The organism is Paraburkholderia nodosa (assembly GCF_001718195.1).
Taxonomy (GTDB): Bacteria; Pseudomonadota; Gammaproteobacteria; order Burkholderiales; family Burkholderiaceae; genus Paraburkholderia; species Paraburkholderia nodosa_A.
On sequence record NZ_MCNV01000021.1, the window covers coordinates 104,480 to 123,457 of the forward strand.

The window sequence follows — 18,978 nt, forward strand, 5'->3', positions numbered from 1 at the left end:
CATGCTCGGGCGACGTACGCTGGCGCACAGACCCACTTCCAACCATGCTCTACGGTTGAGCACTGCATCCGGTAGCGTGCGTGTGCGGCCGTCCGAGAACCTAGGGAGCGTGGACAGCGCTCGCGTTTTCGCTCTATGGACTAGTCGTAGTGGCTTCCTCAAGTTTCCCCAACGAATACCCGAATACGCGATCGACCGCACGATCAAAATCTGCGCGGCGACCGGTTAAGGAATTCGCAGACGAGATTCATGCTCAGCGATTTTCGCGCCATGGAGTTTGACGGTCATTAACAGAGATGGGGGCGTACTTGAAGCTAGATATGGCGAGCGTTACCGAAGACAAAGCATGGCTTCTTTGGAGCTTATCTGCCGCCGCTTGTTTCTTACTAGTTCTCGCATTCAGCGGACCAAGTGGCTCATTTTTCTGGGACTACCATGTCTATGAGAAGGGTTTGAGTTGCTATTCACAGGGACCAAACCCCTATGCGTGCGCATCGGGCGCCATTCCATTTGTCTACCCGCCCGCTTTCCTCAAGGTATTTTCCGCTGTCGACTTCCCGACAGCATTTGCTTTCCTGGTTCTAGCTTCCGCGGCAGGCATCGCCTGCGTTAGCCTGAGTCTCAAGTCTCAAATCCCCTATCACCGCCTGGCGCCTTGCCTGGTTCTCGGATTCCTGATTAGCGGATCGGGCTTCGCTTCGATCCAGACGGGAAACATCAGCGTCTTCGCACACCTGCTTCTCGTTTCGCTATCGTACTTTCTATACACGAGACGGTCGGTCTATACGTTGATACCACATGCGATCGCGATCATATTATTTTCTGCCATAAAGCCCTACTTCCTTGCCTATGCCTTGCTCTATCTTTTTCTGCCCCGCCGCAGTTTGTTCGCATTCGTCGCGGTGCTGCTATCGGTTTCCGGCATCTACATTGCGCAGCCTGCTCTCTATCCGCAACTGTGGGCTGGATTCCAGGGCGCCATCTACAATCAGATCATCCAGCATGGAGATGCCGGGTTGACAATTTTCGGCGTGTTTTCCAGGTTCGGCATGGGGAAAGTCGGCTTTGTTCTCCATCTTCTCCTGATGCTTCTCGTTGTACTGATATCGGCAGCTCTTCGATACAGGCATGGGCAACGCGCTATGCAGATCAGCTCCGCCAGCGAGTTGTTTTATTTCCTCGCCATCCTCATTCTGCTCAACCCGAGGTTGATGTCGTATGATTTCAGCGTTTTTGCGGTTTGCCTCTATCTGTCCATGATCCTCTCGTCACGAGGCGATGGGTGGGTGGGCCTATTTTTGAAGATTTTCCCTTTCCTGACTATCCTGCCTCTATGCCTCGAAGGATTGTTTGATATTCGAGTGCATTCTTTAACCTACTACTTCCTCGCGACCTATGTCTTGCTGGTTGCGGCAGTGGCCTGCCATTGGCCCCTGCGCAACTCGCGGATAAAAGCGCCGGCCAGCGTTGGGCATGAGAAGTAATGCATAAGCGCCGCGTTTCGCAAACATTGCCTCGCACCCGCTTGCTAACACTTTCGGTGTTTTGCATGGCGGGCTTCTCGATCAAGCGGAAGGTCGTATAGCTGACAACAATCAGGACCGGAGTGGCCAACAGGATCGTGAACCAGTGCTCCAGAGGGCGAATAAGGTGGCGCCGCCCGCGATCACGGCAAAGCTCAGGGAAAGCAGCGCTAACGGTATCCGCGCATAGGTCGTCATCGTTACCGAAAACGACGGAATACCTCCAATCAAGGCTGATCTGTAGAACCAGCGCTGCGCGAACGCCTAGTCAGCACACCGGACCTTCCCCCCCGGTTGCCTTCATCGGGCGCCGTCGGTGGCGAGCGGGGCGCTTGTGTTGCTTTGCAAACGCCTCAATCGAGCGCTGCACTAGATCCGCACAGGAGGAAACTCGGCCGCGCCCAGATTCTCGATCTCGATGTAGGCCGGCACTTCGTTCGCGGCGCGCGAGTACAAACCCGCGGCCGTTTCGGAGAAACCGAGCCGTTTGAAATAGTCGTGGCAGGTCGCATTTCTTCCGGTATCGACCAGCTCGGCGCGGACTTCCGAGCCCGACTTCAGCGCCAACCGCGTAGCTATCGCCCCGACGACCAACTCAGCGCCGAGCCCAAACACGCGGCACGACAGGACGACCTGGACAATCTTCCCGCCATTGATCAGGCAAACAGAGATGATGCCGTTGTCGATCAATTTGTCTCGCAGCGAAGAGACCACGCAGTACCCGCCCTGCGTTATGAACGCCTCGAACTCTGACCGCTCCCATCTTTTCCCCGTCGTATTGAATTGATTCGTCTTGTTGATAAGCTCGAACGCGCGATCGAAGTGTCTGGATTGCGGCGTCTTGATCAAGAAGAATGACTGGCGAAGCTGTAACGAAGCTAGCCACTCTTCCCGCGAAACACCCTTGTTCGCGTCGGCACTGGCTTCGCGCTGCGAAATAGCGCGCACGAGTTCGGTGCGGCGCGCTGACTCTTCGGTGAAAATGGGAACCTGCGTTTCGGCCGATCGCAAAATGATTCGCCGCCAGTCGTAGTGATTTCCGCCGAGGCAACGAATGGCCGGGATCGCCGCCTTCACCTCCGACAACTCACGGTCGTTGTCGTCGATAAAGACACAGTTGCCTGGAAGCAGATTCACCTCCTTGAGGATTTCAAGGATGTTCTGCGACTTGGGCTTCCAGTTGATACGCACGCACGCGAAGTCGTCCATGGTGATGGCGCCGCGCCAGATGGCGTTGAACCGTTCAATGGTGGGCGCTTCTTCATTCTTGCTGCAGATCGCCAGCAATCCGCCACGCTTCTTGAAGAACAGCAAGGCTTCAGCGAGGCCAATAGGCCAGCCTTCGATGCGCTGTTCCAGGCTCACGCTCTCGCCTTCCGCCGCCACGCCGCGCCACATGGTGTCGTCGAGATCGACGATAATCAGCTTCACCGGGTCTTGCTGCTCGATGACCTTGACTATCATTTCAATCCGCGCAAGGAATGCGAGGGTAAATTCGCGGGACGCGACCTCGTAGGTCATGATATTCCCGATTGCCTTGGGCGCAATCAGGCGATTTGCGTCCAGCTTGAAGTCCCAATCGTTGATGAACGACGCATGCGAGCTGCTCAACAGGACATCATCCTGCAGGTGTCGGCGGCCAATAAAATTCAATATTTCATTGGCGTCGAGAAAGTAGCAATTATTCGTCTTGCGCACGGCGTCCGACAAAAGTCGGTTGATCTCCCGCGCCAGATATCCAGGCGATGTCATACCGAATGGATCGATGAGATCGCCGTCGTAGTTGAAGCTCGGCTCGAAAAACGACATGAAGACGACAGGAGCCGTCGTGATCTGCGCGGCGACTTGTGCCACTTTCTGGGCGAGATACTCCCCTGTTCTTTCCAGAAAAGCGTGCGCTTCGTCGTCGGAACGCAGACGCGAGAAGACCATGTCCACGACAGGTTCAGGCGTTTGCGTCACTTCGCCCAGAATGTGACGGAGCGTGAGATTCACGACGACGACGTCATCGGTTGGCGCGGCCTCCGGGATCGGAGCGTGGCGTCTCGAGCCCATCAGTATGTGGCGGATGTTGTGCCCCGAGTTTGCGCTTCGCTTAACGAGCATCTCCACAGAACACGTGCCGAGCAGCAATATATTGAGCTTGCGCGAATGGATCGCGAGCGACGTCGGCGGCAACGGTAAATTGACCTGTTTATCGGCGACGGATGAGTAAAACAAATCGCGGACAAATTGACGCATTTGGGGCCTCGAAGTCGAAACGTTCTCCACACGCTGCCGCTTGCGGCCTTGAGATTAGAGCAGAGCGCAGGCGCACCCTCTGTGCGCCGACATACACAACCCCAGCCGGATGCAGCGCGCGCGACGTTTGTAAACGTCCTCGACATAACGGGGCCGCGCGGAGAATATAAAGGGGAAGAACCAGCCCTTGACAAGAGCGTCGAACTTCGAGGCGATCCAACTGGAGGGGGCAAGCTTACCGGGTCGCTGGCTATGACTTTTATTTTTTAAGGCCGATGCATCTCACGTCGAATAATCCTCAGCGTGGATTATCCGTCTCAACTGTTTGATTAGATTCACTCCGCCCCATCCGATGACCAGCCTGGCGAACAGCGACGCCCAATCCTTGCTGGGCATCTCAATCTCCCTCAACAAAACTCGCTCAACAATGGCAAGCCTCAAGGCAATACTCATTTTCTTGTAAATCAGGACATTAAATATAAACGACGAGACATGCCCTTTTGACATCAGCTTGCTATATTTTTCGAAAAACTCGAGACTAGGTTCGCAACTGACCGCCTTCGATATTCTGGCGGGACTTTCGCTCAGGGAATACTCCACCAGTGCATCGTGCAAATAAACAAAGACGCAGCCAGCCATTTCAGCCCGAATGGCGAAATCCCAGTCCTGATGACGGCGCAACGAGCCATCGAAACTGATCAGCGGGTACTGATGACGCCACATCATGATCGACGAGGTCTGAATATAGCCCCCTTCCAGCAGGACGAAGTCGAGCATCGACTGGCCATCGTAGGGAGAGCGGTTGCCCAGGATGCGCCGGCCTGCGTCCGTTAGCACGACATTACTGAAGAGTACCTTTGCTTCGTTGCCGGCAGGCTTGGGTCCGAATGCGGCGATGCAGCATTCGAGCTTGTTCGGGAGCCATCGGTCGTCAGCGTCCAGGAAGGCGATCAGATCACCGGTGGCCTCTTCAATGCCCCGGTTACGACACCACGCCGCGCCATGGTTCTCGCTTTCACGAATCAGGCGCAAGACAATGTTGTCTCCGCAACGGCTCGGCAATTCGAACTGCAGCCCCGATGCATCATCGACGACGATAATTTCCCGCGGAACAACGGTTTGACTGGAAATCGATTCTATTGCAACCCAAAGCAAATCAAGGCTGTTGTAGTGTGGAATGATCACACTCACGTTGTAGACATTGTCAAAAACACGCCCCATCCCACACCTCGAATCTGAATTTCGACAACTTCCTCGTGCAAAGAGTAAAACTATCGATCTTGATCTGGTAGCGCGTCAATCGCACCCATTCTTACCGTTCATTACCGGAAATCGATCTAGCGGTTGGAAATCCGGCAATATTTCTTACATAACAATTAAACATACTTTCTAATTCCATACAGAATCGAGCGACATGCCTTCCCCAAACGGGTTTCGGACCAGTCTTTTCAAGGAGATCATGGAACTGACTCAGTTCAATAACGAACACAATCGACAGGCGTTCTGGATGCCAAACCAATAGACGATTCGTCCGGCACTGCCTCGAGTCACAAAGGACCGTGCAGCCCAGCTACTTTCGGAGAGCCTCACAGGATTTGTGTCGACGCCTCGTTTCGGCAATTGTCGCGTCGGCTCGTCGATCCCCGTACACACGCGCGCACGCAGTACAGCGTAATTTCTTCACGCTCTGACGAATCGTAGGCCGTGTCGCGAGACCTGTTCCGTGGGTTGCCCAACAAATCCGCGAGAGTTGTATCTGTACATTATCTTGTGTGTCGGCCGCTCGTTGCGCACTCAACCGGATGGGCGCGAAGCCCTGCCGCCCCGACACTTCCAACAGCAAGTCGAACCAGGCCCTCAATGTCCTCGTCGCCGCTCACGCCGCCCACCATGCAAGAGGTCCATGTCTGGCAATGGGACCTCGATGCCTGTGGGAGCGATTTCGATCGGTACTGGGCGATGCTATCCGCGCAGGAACACGAGCGCGCCGGCAACTTTCGCTTCGAGTTGCATCGCCGCCGGTACGTAATTGGACGGGGAGAAGTCAGACAAGTTCTTGGCCGCTATCTCGCGCGATCCCCGCGGGCGGTCGCACTTGAGTATGGTCCGGAAGGCAAACCGTTTTGCACGAGCCAACCTGCTGGATGGCGGATCTGCTTCAACCTGAGCCACAGCGAAAATACGGCGGCGCTCGCCATTTCGAACGGCTTCGAGGTGGGCATCGACGTTGAACAGGTTCGTGCGATCGAGGAAAACATGCCGCTCCAGGTCTTCTCCGCCAGGGAGCGCGAACAATTCGACGCGCTCCCGGCATCGGAACGGCAAATGGTTTTCTTTGAAACCTGGGCGCGCAAGGAAGCCTGCCTGAAGGCGCTCGGGAGCGGCTTCATCCTGCCGCCGGAGCATTTCGAGTTCGATCTTGCCGTTCATGGCGACACGACACCGCGCTTCGTCGGGGGCGCGGCTCAGGAAGCCTCGCATTGGCGCGTTCGCGCCCTGTCACCCAGTCCGACCTGTGCGGGGGCAGTGGCGGCCCGCCACAGTGGCTGGTCGATCATCGACATGAACTGACTTCCCAAGGCCTCGGGAACGCCGGCATCGTCCATTCCGGCCGCACGATCCGCTTGTTGCCACGCACAACGCAACACAGGAATCGCCAGTCTTCGCCTCGAAACAACGCACCCTGGACCCACGCCGCGAATACCGCCAAACCCGCTCGCATGGCGGAATGCAGGCCGCGGCCTGCGCTCCGTGCGCCCCCGCCGCCCCAGCGCGATGTGTTGCTGCAGCACATCGTGTGTGCGAAGGCGAACGGATAGGCATCACGTGGAAGTTTAACTTCCTCTTACAGCAGGCTTCGGGCGTGGGAGACACGCCAGCCGCGCAGGACTGCGGGCGGCTTGCGTATCCCGTCACCGGCAGCCGTTATGCGCAAACGCCGCGTGTACATCGCCAGGCCTGGCTCAACCCCGGACCTTCGTCCAAATTATGGGGGAGTAGCAAATGTCACACAGAGATGGACTTTCAGGCGTTTTGCCGGGCGGGACCGATCACGTACCTGGCGTGGCAGCGCGCTTCGATGTCGTATGTGCCGAGTTCGGCAATCATCTTGCTGTGATTGACGCCACCGGCGAAGAAGATTATGCCGCCCTCGGCGAACGTTCGGCGCGGCTCGCAACCGTCCTGCACGAAATGGGACTCGAGCCGGGCGAGCGCTGCGCGATCATGGTTGCGCGCAGCCGCGACACGCTGGCCTTGATGCTGGCGATCCTGCGGCTGGGCGCCGTCTACGTGCCGCTGGACCGCGCCTATCCCAAGACGCAACTCGATTTCATCGTTTCCGACTGCTCACCCAAGCTCATCATCGCTGAAGCGGCCGCGCTCGCCAGCGTTGGCGAACTGAACGGCGTCTGCGTCGATCTCGAGCATGTCGTGGCCGCGGCCGAGGCGGCCGAGCCCGCACCGCTCTACGCTAGCGCTCGTGACGACGCTGCCTACGTGATGTACACCTCTGGCTCGACCGGCAAACCCAAGGGCGTGATCGTGCCGCAGCGCGCGATCCTGCGCCTCGTGCAGGGCCAGACGTTCACCGACCTTTCACCCCACACGCGCTTCCTCAACCTCGCGCCGCTCGCCTTCGATGCGAGCACGCTGGAGATCTGGGGACCGCTCCTGAACGGCGGCTGTGCCGCCATCATCAACGAGGTCCAGCCCTCTCTCGACACGATCGCGTCCGAGATAGCGCGACTTGGCGTTACCAGCGCCTGGTTCACGGCTGGCCTCTTCAATGCGCTCGCCGACTATCGGCTGGAAGCCTTTCTTCCGCTCAAGGAGGCGCTGACGGGCGGGGACGTGCTGTCCCCCGTCCATGTTCGAAAGGTCATGGAGGCTCATCCGGGTCTGCAGATCATCAATGGCTACGGCCCGACCGAGAACACGACCTTCACCTGCTGCTACCGCATTCCGCGTGACGGCGAGGCGCTCGCGCATGGCGATGCCATTCCCATCGGCTACGCCATCGCGGGTACGAGCGCCTACATCGTGGACGACAAGCTCATGTCTGTTGCCGATGGAGAGGTCGGCGAACTGGTTACCGGCGGCGACGGCGTCGCGCTTGGCTATCTCAATCGCCCCGAACTGACGGCCGAGAAGTTCGTCGACGACGTTTTCGCTCCCGGCATGAAGCTCTACCGCACGGGCGACCTCGTGCGCCGCCGCGCGGACGGCGCAATCGAATTCCTCGGCCGCAACGATCGGCAGATCAAGATTGCAGGCAAACGCATCGAACTCGACGAAATCGAACATGCGTTGCGCGTGGCGCCCGGCGTCGCTGACGCGGCCGTGGCAGCATTCGATGGCCGCATGGGCAAGGCCATCGCTGGTTTCGTGAAAGCCGATGCTGCGGACGCGGACGTTCTCCTGAAAGAAATCCGCGCCTATCTCAAGTCCGCCCTGCCCGACTACATGATGCCGTCGGAGCTGCGTGTGCTGCCGGATTTTCCGCTGACGCCCAACGGCAAGATCAACCGCAAAGCGCTGCTTGCGGAAATCGATACGCAATCCGAAGCATCGGCAGCGCCCACGCCCATGGACGACGACATTGCCGACAAGCTGGCGTCCGTATTCGAAGGGCTTCTCGGCAAATCCGTCGATCGCCGCGCGAACTTCTTCGACCTCGGCTTGCGCTCGCTCGATCTGATGCGCGCGCACGCCATCATCGCGCGCGACATCGCGGCCAAGGTCGCGCTGGTGGATCTGTTCCGTCACCCCAATGTCGAGGCGCTGGCTGCGCAACTGCGTACGACGCTCCCCGCAGCGGGCAAAGACGCAATCCTCCAGCGCCGAGGCGTGCAAGGCGGGGCCATCGCAGTCGTCGGCATGTCCGGACGGTTTCCGGGCGCCCGCAACGTCTCCGAATTCTGGGCCAATATTCTCGCGGGGCGCGACTGCATCACGCATTTCGACCTGGCGGAACTGGAGGACAGTTTCGACGACAAGTCGCGCCGCGACGCGAGCTATGTCAAGGCGCGGCCGATACTGGCGGATGTCGATCACTTCGATGCCGGCTTTTTTGGCATGCTCGCGCGCGAGTCCGCGCTCACCGACCCGCAACAGCGCCTCTTCCTCCAGATCGCCTGGGAAGCGTTCGAAGATGCTGGCTACGACCCGGCGACGATCGCTGGTGCCGTCGGGGTGTTCGCCGGCACGTCGATGAACACGTACTTCCTCAAGCACATCCTCACCGATCGCGCGGTCATCGACGAATTTACGAGCCAGTTCCAGATCGGCGAGTATCAAAAGCTCGTCGGGGCCGGTGATTTCGTCGCGACCCGCACCGCTTACAAGCTCGGGCTCACGGGGCCGGCCATCTCCGTGCAAACGGCATGCTCCACCTCGCTCACCGCGATCAGCCTCGCCGTCGAGAACCTTCGTGCCGGACGCTGCGACATGGCGCTGGCCGGCGGCGTCTCGATCACCTTCCCGCAAAAGCGCGGTTACTTCTACGAAGAAGGCGGTATGGGCGCGCCCGACGGCGTGTGCCGTCCGTTCGATGCCGATGCGAAGGGCACGGTGTTCGGTAGCGGCGCGGGCGTCGTCCTGCTCAAACGTCTCGAAGACGCCATCGCCGACGAAGATCCGATCTATGCGGTGATCCGCGGCGTGGGCATCAACAACGACGGCTCCGACAAGGTCGGCTTCACCGCGCCGAGCGTCGATGCCCAGGCCCGCGCCATTGCGATCGCGCATGCCGAGGCCGGCATCGATCCGGCCTCGATTGGCTATATCGAGGCCCATGGCACGGCTACGCCGCTTGGCGATCCGATCGAATTCGCGGGCCTCGTGCAGGCGTTTCGCCTGGGCGGCGCCGAGGGCGGCCAGTTCTGCGCACTCGGCTCGGCGAAGGCCAACGTGGGGCACCTCGACGCGGCCGCGGGCGTGACGGGTTTCATCGCCGCGTCGCTCGCGCTGCGCAACCGCACCTTGCCGCCGCTCACGCATTTCCGTTCGCCCAACCCCGGCATCGACCTGGCCAGCAGTCCGTTTTTCTTCAATACAGCCGAGCGTCCCTGGGCTGAGGGCGCTACGCCACGCCGGGCCGGCGTGAGTTCCCTCGGCGTCGGCGGGACGAACGTGCATGTGGTGCTCGAAGAGGCGCCTAGCCGTACCGCCCCGGGCGAGCAAAGCGAACAACTCCAGATCCTGCCGGTATCGGCCCGCAGCGCCGCCGCACTCGAGCGCGCGAAGGCGAATCTCGCCACGCACCTCGCAAACCATCCGGAGATCGCACTGGCCGACGTGGCCGCGACGCTGCAAACGGGACGCCGCGATTTCGCGCACCGCGCCGTTGTTGTCGCCGAGAGCGTGGAGCAGGCCCAGGCCAAGCTGCAGAAAGGCGCGATCGAAGCACAGGCCCCGCTGGCCACGCCTGCAGTCGTCTTCATGTTCCCCGGCCAGGGCGCGCAGTATCCGGGCATGGGCGCCGCGCTCTATCGCACCGAACCGGTCTATCGCGAGTGGATCGACAGGGGCGCCGAGGCGCTCGCCCCCCATCTCGGCCTGGACATCCGCACGCTGCTGTTGAGCGAAGCCCCGGAAGGCGACGACACCCCGCACCCGATCCGCTCGACGATCTACGCGCAGCCTGCGCTCTTCCTCGTCGAATATGCGCTCGCGCAGTTGTGGATCTCGCGCGGCATCAAGCCGGCAGCCATGATCGGCCACAGCGTCGGCGAACTGGTTGCGGCGTGCGTGGCGGAGGCGATCGCCTTCGAGGATGCGCTGTGCCTCATCGCGCAACGCGGCGCGCTCATGCAGTCGGCCGAACCGGGCGCGATGCTGGTCGTGCGCCTGTCGGAGGCCGAACTCAGCGCGATGCTGCCCGCCGACGTCGATCTCGCCGCGATCAATGCGCCGACGCTCAGCGTCGTGGCAGGCCCCTTCGCGGCCATCGAGGCATGCGAGGCCACGCTCAAGGCGCGCGACATCGAGCATCGACGCCTGCACACTTCGCACGCGTTCCACTCGCGCATGATGTCGGGCGTCGTCGACGATCTGGCCAAGGTCGCCAACAGCCTTTCTTTCGCGCGGCCGAAGATTCCGTACGTGTCCTCCGTGACCGGCCAATGGGCGGCGATGGATCAGCCGGTCTCGGGAGCGTACTGGGCCAGCCATTGCCGCAATGTCGTGCGCTTTAGCGACGCGCTGGCCACTGTCACGGCAGAGGGCAAGCCGCTGCTGCTCGAAATCGGCCCGGGCCGCACGCTCTCGACCTTTGTCCTGCAGGGCTTGCCCAAGGACCGGCATCAGGGCGCGATTGCCTCGCTGCCCGACTTCGCGACGTGCGAGCGCGAGCTTGCCGTCCTCGCCGAGGCGACCGGGCGCCTGTGGCTGAACGGCGTCAAGCCGAACTGGAAAACGCTGCTAGCTGAAACCGGCCGCCGCGTTTCGCTACCGACCTATCCCTTCGAGCCGGAACGGCACTGGATTGACGCCCCGGCAACCGCCTCTTCAGGTCAGCCGACGACCATTGCCCCAGCGATTGCCGCGCAAGCCTCGTCCGAAGCCCTAAACGATATGCCTCAGATCGCCATGACCCAAACCGTCCAAATCGACCGCAAACCGCGTCTCATTGCCGAACTGGCGTCACTGCTCGCCGAAATGTCGGGCGAAGCACCGGACACGTCCAGTCCGGACGTGACCTTCTGGGATCTCGGTTACGACTCGCTCTTCATGGGGCAAGTGTCCCGGCAGCTGCGCCGCCGCTACGACGTCACGATCAGCTTCCGGCAGATCATGAGCGACTATCCGACGCTGCCGGCCCTCGCGCAGTTCCTCGATGGCGCCATGCCGCCTGATCCGGAGGTGCCTGCCGAAGCTGCGCCGGTTGCTGCACCTGTTGCTGCGCCGGCCGCAGTTCAAGCCGCGGCCGCGCCTGTCGCCATTGCCGCAGCACCTGTGGCTGTGCAAATGGCCGCTGCACCGGCCACAGGCGACCTCCAGTCGGTGATCCGCGAGCAACTCGCCGCGATGCAGTCGGTGATGGCGCGTCAGCTCGAGGTGCTGCAAGGTGCGCCGCTAGCCGTGCCGCAGCCCGCCGCGGCCCAAATCGCGGTGCCCGCCGCCGCCGCAGCGCCCGCACCTGCCGCAGCGCCTGCGCACTCCGCCGGTCCCGAGATCAAGTTCGAGGAAAACCGCCCGTCGCGCTTCACCGCGTACAAGCCGGGCGCCGCACACTCGGCCCAGATGACCGACGCCCAGAAGGCGTTCATCACCGACCTTGCCGCGCGCTACTCGGCGAAAACCGCCACCTCCAAGGCTCGCACGCAATCCTACCGGGCCGTGCTCGCCGATCCGCGTACCGCCAGCGGCTTCCGCGAGGAATGGAAGGAGCTTGTCTATCCGATCGTCGCCCAGCGCTCGAAGGGCTCGAAGATCTGGGACGTGGACGGCAATGAGTACATCGACGTGGTCAACGGCTACGGCCAGACCGCGTTCGGCCACACACCCGATTTCGTGGTTGCCGCGGTCAACGCGCAATTGGCAGAAGGCTTCGCGATCGGACCGCAGTCGCCGCTCGCGGGCGAAGTCGCGCAGATGTTCTCCGAGATGACGGGCCATCAGCGCGTCACGTTCTGCAATACCGGCTCGGAAGCCGTGATGGCGGCGATGCGCCTCGCGCGCACGGTGACCGGCAAGGACAAGGTCGTCTGCTTCGACGGCGACTATCACGGCCAGTTCGATGAAGTGCTCGTGAAGCCGGGCAGCGAAGCGGGCGTGCCGCGCGCATTCCCGCTCGCGCCGGGAATCCCGCAGACCTCCGTGGGCAACATGGTCGTGCTGCCCTACGCGCGTCCCGAAAGCCTCGAGTGGATCAAGGCAAATATCGACGATATCGCAGCCGTCCTGATCGAGCCGGTGCAGTCGCGCCATCCCAATCTGCGTCCGAAGGAGTTCGTGCAGCAGTTGCGCGACGTGACGGCCGCCAATGAGTCGGCCCTCATCTTCGACGAGGTCGTGACGGGCTTTCGCGTCCACCCGGCCGGCATGCAAGGCCTGTGGGGCATCCAGGGCGACATGGCGACCTACGGCAAGGTGGTCGGCGGCGGCCTGCCCATCGGCGTGCTCGCCGGCACCACGCAGTACATGGACGCACTCGACGGTGGTCAGTGGCAATTCGGCGATGCTTCGGTACCCGAAGTTCCGCCGACGTTCTTCGCAGGCACGTTCGTGCGCCATCCCGTCGTGCTGGCTGCAATGAAGGCCGTCCTCCTGCACCTCAAGGAAGCGGGCCCGGCGCTGCAGGAAGGGCTCGGCGAACGCATGGCCGGCCTCGTGCAGCGCGTCAACGCGCATCTGGAGAAGGTCGGCATCGCTACGCGGGCCGAATCCTTCTCGAGCTGGTTCTATGTGAATCTCGCGGGCGAAGACCGCCTCGGCAGCCTCTTCTATCCGTATATGCGCTACCTCGGCGTGCATATCATGGAGGGCTTCCCCTGCTTCCTGACGACGAGCCATTCGGACGAGGACATCCGCAAGATCGGCGACGCCTTCATCGCGAGCATCGATGCGCTCCAGCGCGTCGGCATTCTCGGCGGCGCGCAGGACACCGCGGCGCTGACGCAGGTCGAACCGGCGCTCAGGCAATCGGCGCTCACCGAGCCGCAGAAGGAAATCTGGATGTCGGCCCAGCAGGGTCACGAAGCCTCGCTCGCGTTCAATGAGTCGTTCACGCTCGAACTCAATGGCAAGCTGAACGAGGCCGCGTTCGAACGGGCCTTCGCCGCGACGGTTGCCCGCCACGATGCGCTGCGCGTGCACTTCTCGCGCGTCGGCGACAGGATGTTCGCGGAACCGACGACGACCGTGCCGCTGGTCCCGATCGACCTTTCCACTCACGCCGATCCGGCGGGCGAGCTCAAGGCCATCATCGACGCGGAAGCCCGCGAGGTCTTCGACCTGACCCGAGGCCCGCTCGCGCGCGCCGCACTGGTTCGCCTCGAAGCGCAGAAGTGGGCGTTCGTGTTCACGGCGCATCACATCGTCTGCGACGGCTGGTCGATCAACATCATCCTGCGCGATCTGGCTGCGCTCTACGCCGCAGAAGTCTGGGGCACGCAGCCGGAACTCGACGAGGTGCAGAGCTTCCTCGCCTTCGCCAAGGCGCAGGACGAAATCGGCGTCGACAAGGAAACGCGCGAGTTCTGGATGAACGTCCATCGCGTCCCGGCGCCGCAACCCGATTTGCCTGGCGACCGGCCGCGTCCGGAACGCAAGAGCTTCAACGGCGCATCGACGACCCGCCATCTGGGAGCCGATCTTCTCAAGCAGGTGAAGACCGCTTCCTCGAAGCAGGGCTGCTCGCTGTTCGCCACGCTGTTCGGCGCGGCCCAGGTGCTGTTCGGCCGGCTGTCCGGCAATGACGACGTGGTGATCGCCGCGCCGATGGCTGGCCAGTCGCAAGCGGGCGAAGCGCTGCTGGTCGGGCACTGCGTGAACTTCCTGCCGCTGCGCGTGAAGTTCGACCGCGAGAAGCCTTTCGCCACGCACATGAAGGCGGTGCGCGATCACCTCTACGACGCAGGCGACCGCCAGAACTATACCTACGGCGCACTCGTGCGCGATCTCGGCATCAAGCGCGATCTCAACCGGCTGCCGCTGACCGATCTACAGTTCAACCTGGAAAAGGTCGACGGCGAACTCGACATGGCAGGCGTCACCACGCACTTCGCGCCGAACGCGAAGGCCTACAGCAACTTCGATCTGTTCCTGAACGTAATCGAATCGGCCCAGGGTCTGCGGCTCGATTGCGACTTCAGCACCGACGTCTATGACGAAACGACGATCCAGCGCTGGCTCGGCTACTACGAAACCTTGCTGACGGCGATCGCCCGCGATGCCGAAACGCCAGTCGCAGCCCTGCCGCTCTTGAGCGATGCGGAAATCCACCATCTGCGTGACGAGCTGAACGCTTCCCAGCGCGACTACGATCTCTCGCAGACGACGCCGGCGCTGATCGCCGCGCAGGCCTGGCAGGCTCCCGATACGACGGCCGTGTCGGACGACTCGACGAGCCTCACCTACGGCGAACTCGATGCGCGCGCCAGCCAGATCGCCCGCCGGCTCATGGCGGCGGGTATCGCCTCAGGCTCACGCATCGCCCTCGCGATGGAACGCAGCGCCATGGTCGTGGCCGCCATGATCGGCGTGTGGCGCGCGGGCTGCGCCTACGTGCCGCTCGACATGACGATGCCGCCTGCACGCCTGCGCCAGATTCTCGATGGCGCTGGCATCGCCGCGATCCTCAGCGATGAGCAAAGTCTCACGGTGCTGGAACCGGGCGCGCATCGCGTGCTGGACGTGGAGGCGCTCCTCGCGCAGGACGATGACGAGACTGTGGCGCTGCCCGCCGTAACGGACGCGGATTCGGCCTACGTGATCTTCACGTCGGGCTCGACGGGTCAGCCCAAGGGCGTGGAGATCGGCCATCGCGCGCTGAGCAACTTCCTGCTCTCGATGGCGCACGCGCCGGGCTTTACGGTCAGGGACACCATCGTCGCGGTGACGACGTTCTCCTTCGATATCTCGGGTCTCGAGCTGTTCCTGCCGCTCATCGCCGGCGGGCGGACCTTCATCGCCGGCCACGCGGAAGTGCGCACCGGTTTCGAACTGGTGAGCCGCCTGAAGGAAGAAGCCGCCACTGTTCTCCAGGCGACACCTTCGCTGTGGCGCATGCTGCTCGAGGCCGGCTTCAAGGCGCCGAAGGGCTTCAAGATCCTGTGCGGCGGTGAGCCGTTGCCGCGTGACCTCGCCGACGACCTGCTCGCGACCGGCGCGGAGGTGTGGAACCTTTATGGCCCGACCGAGACGACGATCTGGTCCTCCGCCTCGCGTGTCGTTGCGAACGCACCGGTGGTGATCGGCGCGCCGCTCGCCAATACCGACCTGCACGTCCTGACCGACGACCTGCATCTGGCGCCCGAAGGCGTGAGCGGCGAACTGTGGATTGGCGGTGAAGGCCTGGCGAAGGGCTATTTCAACCGCCCCGACCTGACCGATGCCGCCTTCAAGTCGGTTGCCATCGAAGGCGCCGCGCCGCGCCGGCTCTACCGTACCGGCGATCTCGCGAAGCGGCTCGCCGACGGCTCGCTCCAGCACCTGGGCCGTCGCGACCAGCAGATCAAGCTGCGCGGCTTCCGCATCGAGATCGAGGATATCGAGGCCACCCTGCGCAAGGCTCCCGGTGTTGCCGCAGCCGCCGTCGCCCTGCATACCGTGGCCGACAGCGCGCGCCTCGTGGGCTACCTGGCTGGCGCTGGCTCCGACAAACCGGATCAGAGCGCCGTCGCAGCGCATGTCGCTGTTCAACTGCCGTCCTACATGGTGCCGACGCTGTGGATGACGCTCGACGCGCTGCCTCAGACCGGCAACGGCAAGCTCGACCGCAAGGCCCTGCCCGTGCCGACGGCGGACATGGTGGCCGCGCCGGTGCGCCAGCCGCACGCCGCGCTCAAGGTCGTGCCGCAAGCGCCGGTGCCGATCGAACCGGCGGCGCGCGAGGCCGCGCAAATCGTGGTCGCCGCAGCCGAACCCGCGGCCATGACGCCGACACAGGCCACCATCGCCGCGATCTGGGGCGAGGTGCTCGGCCTGCAGCAGGTGGGCATCGACCAGAAGTTCTTCAGCCTCGGTGCAGACAGCCTGCAGCTGTTCCGCATCGTTGCGCGGATGAACGAGCGCGGGCTCGGCGTGGATGCGCGTCAGCTCATGAAGAACGTCACGATCGAGCAGCTGGCCGCGAGCCTTGACGGCACGCAGACGGACGAGCCGGTCGAGGCGCCCGCGGCGGCGCGGCCGTCGATCCTCAACTTCAAGCGCAGGATTGCCGAGGGAGCCTGAGCGATGAACTCGATAGCCTTGAATATCGCACCTGTGCAGGAGGTCGAGGCGGGCCACGCCCTGTTCCCGGCGACCGCCTGCCAGGTACGCTACTGGCACGAGCAGAAGGCGTCGCCTAAGGCCTCCGCGCTCAACATCGCCTTCCGGCTGCAATTGTCGGGGCCGCTCACTGCCGCGAGCATCGAACAGGTGCTCAGCGAACTGGTCGCGCGGCACGAGATCTTGCGCACCGGCTTCCTGATGACGGGCGCGGGGCTGCGCCAGCAGGTCTGGAGCCGCGCCCCCTTCCGGCTCGCGGTGGTGGATCTCGGCGGTCTGGATGAACAAGCCGCGCTGGCCGAGGCCCAGCGCGTGGGTCAAGAGCAGGCACGCACGCCTTTCGACGTGTCATGCGCGTCATTCTTCCGGGCCGTGTGGTTGCCGAGGTCGAGCACCCAAGGCGAGTTGCAGCTGACCTTCCATTCGCTGGTGATGGACGGCTGGTCCTTCGCGATCCTCGTGCGCGAACTCGTCGAAGGACTCGAGGCGTTGCACGCGGGCCATGATCCCGAGTACGCGGACGTCGAGCTGCACCATGGCGATTACGCGCTATGGAAGGGTGAGTTCCTGGCCAGTGCGGCGATCGATCGCGCTCGCGTCCATTGGCGCCAGGAGCTTAAAGGGTTCAGCCGCTTCGACGTAAAGGGCGACCGCCCCCGGCCGCCGGAGCGGCGCTTCCAGGGCGTCATTCGCTCGATTCTGTTGCCGGGCGACTTGAGCGAGCGTCTGATCACGGCAGCCAAGGCGCAAGGCGTGACGCTCTTCAGCGTGGCGGCCGCGGGCCTTGCGATGTCGCTGCAAAAGACGACTGGGCAGCCCAAAGTCGCCATGGGCACGCAGATGTCGGTGCGCGATCAGCAGGAACTCGAAGGTGTAATCGGGCCGCTCATCAACACGGTGATCCTGCGCCTCGATGTGACCCAGGGCAGCACGCTTGCCGATGTCACCGCACAGTGTGGCGCGAAGCTCAGCGACGCTATCGAGCATCTGCACGTGCCGTTCGAAGAGATGATGGAGATGGCCGGTGAAGTGTCGGATATGAACCGGCCGCCGCTATGCTCGGTCAACTTCGCTTTGCAGCAAAGCTTCGTCGGCATGGGCGATGAGGTCCGACGCCAGGATTTCGCCGCGACGACTTCGCCCTCCTTCAACGCGGGCGCGCTCTACGACCTCAACTTCTTCATGGTGCGGCGCCCGGAGGGCTGGCGCATCTCCTGTGAGGGCGACACCGACCTCTACGACATCGAGACGATCGACCGGCATCTGGCCCAATGGCGCGAGGTGCTGGAAACCGCCGAAGTCATGCCGCAGCGAGCACTCGCGCCCGCCGCCGGAAACGACACGGCACAAGTCGCGGGGGGCGTGGGCGTGAGCGGTTTTATGAGCCGTGCGGAGCTGGAGGCGAAAGCGCACAACGTCGTGCGCTTCAACGAGGAGGGTTCGCAAACACCCGTCATCGTACTCAACAACATCGCGGTCCTGTATGAACTGGCCAAACAGGTCGGCGACGTGCGGCCCATCGTCGACGTTCCCATGGTGCCGAAGACGCCTCAGCCCAACTTCCCGTTGCGCGCTTTCGAGGACCTCGCCGCGGACGCCGTGCGACTCATCAGACTGATCCAGCCAAGCGGCCCTTATATTCTCATGGGCTACTGTGTGCTGGGCGCGATGGCGCTGGAGGCGGCTCACCAGTTGCGCCGCGAGGGCGAAACGGTGGAACTCGTCGTCCTCACCGACTCCTGGTGCCCGGGGTATCGGGAATCGATGCCCTGGTACGATCGCCTTTTGCGCAAAGTCCAGGTGCGTATGGACGACATTCCGCGCGACTACCGCCTTGCGAAGCGTGGCGAGATGTCCATGATTGCGTTCCTCCAGCAGTTTCGGACCGTTCGCTGGCTTCGTCTGACGCAGCTTGCGGTGAAGTTCGGCTTCCTGAAGAACGACAGCGCGAACAACATGATCGACGACAATCTCTGGTATGGCCGCAATATCGGCTATCTGCGCGAGCAGCAGGTGCGATACCGTCCGAAGCCCTACGACGGCAATGTCCAGATCTTCCGCAGCGGTCAGGTGCTCAAGGGCCGCCTGTTTGCACACGACATGGGCTGGGGTGAAGTGATCAGCGGCAAACTGGTCGTCACCGAGGTTCCTGGCATGCACAACCAGATGTTCCGCGCGGCCGGCGCGGCGGTGATGGGCAAGCAACTGCTCGACCGCTTTGCCGAAACCGCGCACGACGAACAGGAAAACGCCCTTGAAGGGCCATGATCTCGGTGCG

6 protein-coding genes are annotated in these 18,978 nt (G+C 62.5%); 4 read left to right on the forward strand and 2 right to left on the reverse strand.

Features of this window, described 5'->3' with window-relative positions; genetic code table 11:
* The first annotated feature begins 320 nt into the window (after nt 1-320).
* The gene (locus tag BFD71_RS28725; protein ID WP_141710829.1) at nt 321-1,484 is read left to right on the forward strand and encodes a hypothetical protein; all 1,164 of its coding nucleotides are present in this window, start codon (nt 321-323) and stop codon (nt 1,482-1,484) included.
* Between the two features lie 408 nt (nt 1,485-1,892).
* On the opposite strand, the gene BFD71_RS28730 is transcribed toward BFD71_RS28725, so the two are convergent.
* Complete coding sequence (locus BFD71_RS28730) at nt 1,893-3,764, reverse strand: HAD-IIIC family phosphatase (RefSeq protein WP_069267698.1); 1,872 nt, start codon at nt 3,762-3,764, stop codon at nt 1,893-1,895.
* 282 nt (nt 3,765-4,046) lie between these two features.
* A complete protein-coding gene (locus BFD71_RS28735) occupies nt 4,047-4,985 on the reverse strand; it encodes a glycosyltransferase family 2 protein (RefSeq protein WP_069267699.1) in 939 nt (312 codons plus the stop codon).
* A 639-nt stretch (nt 4,986-5,624) separates the two neighbouring features.
* On the opposite strand from BFD71_RS28735, the gene BFD71_RS28740 reads away from it, so the two are divergent.
* The 3 genes from BFD71_RS28740 to BFD71_RS28750 all read left to right on the forward strand — a co-directional run bounded on the left by BFD71_RS28740 (nt 5,625) and on the right by BFD71_RS28750 (nt 18,968).
* A complete protein-coding gene (locus BFD71_RS28740) occupies nt 5,625-6,335 on the forward strand; it encodes a 4'-phosphopantetheinyl transferase family protein (RefSeq protein WP_069267700.1) in 711 nt (236 codons plus the stop codon).
* 432 nt (nt 6,336-6,767) lie between these two features.
* Nucleotides 6,768-16,661, forward strand: a complete 9,894-nt coding sequence (locus tag BFD71_RS28745) for a hybrid non-ribosomal peptide synthetase/type I polyketide synthase (protein WP_069267701.1) — start codon at nt 6,768-6,770, stop codon at nt 16,659-16,661.
* A gap of 3 nt (nt 16,662-16,664) precedes the next feature.
* Nucleotides 16,665-18,968 carry a condensation domain-containing protein gene (locus tag BFD71_RS28750; protein ID WP_069267702.1) on the forward strand — a complete coding sequence of 768 codons (2,304 nt, stop codon included), beginning with the start codon at nt 16,665-16,667 and terminating at the stop codon, nt 18,966-18,968.
* The last annotated feature ends 10 nt before the right edge of the window (nt 18,969-18,978 follow it).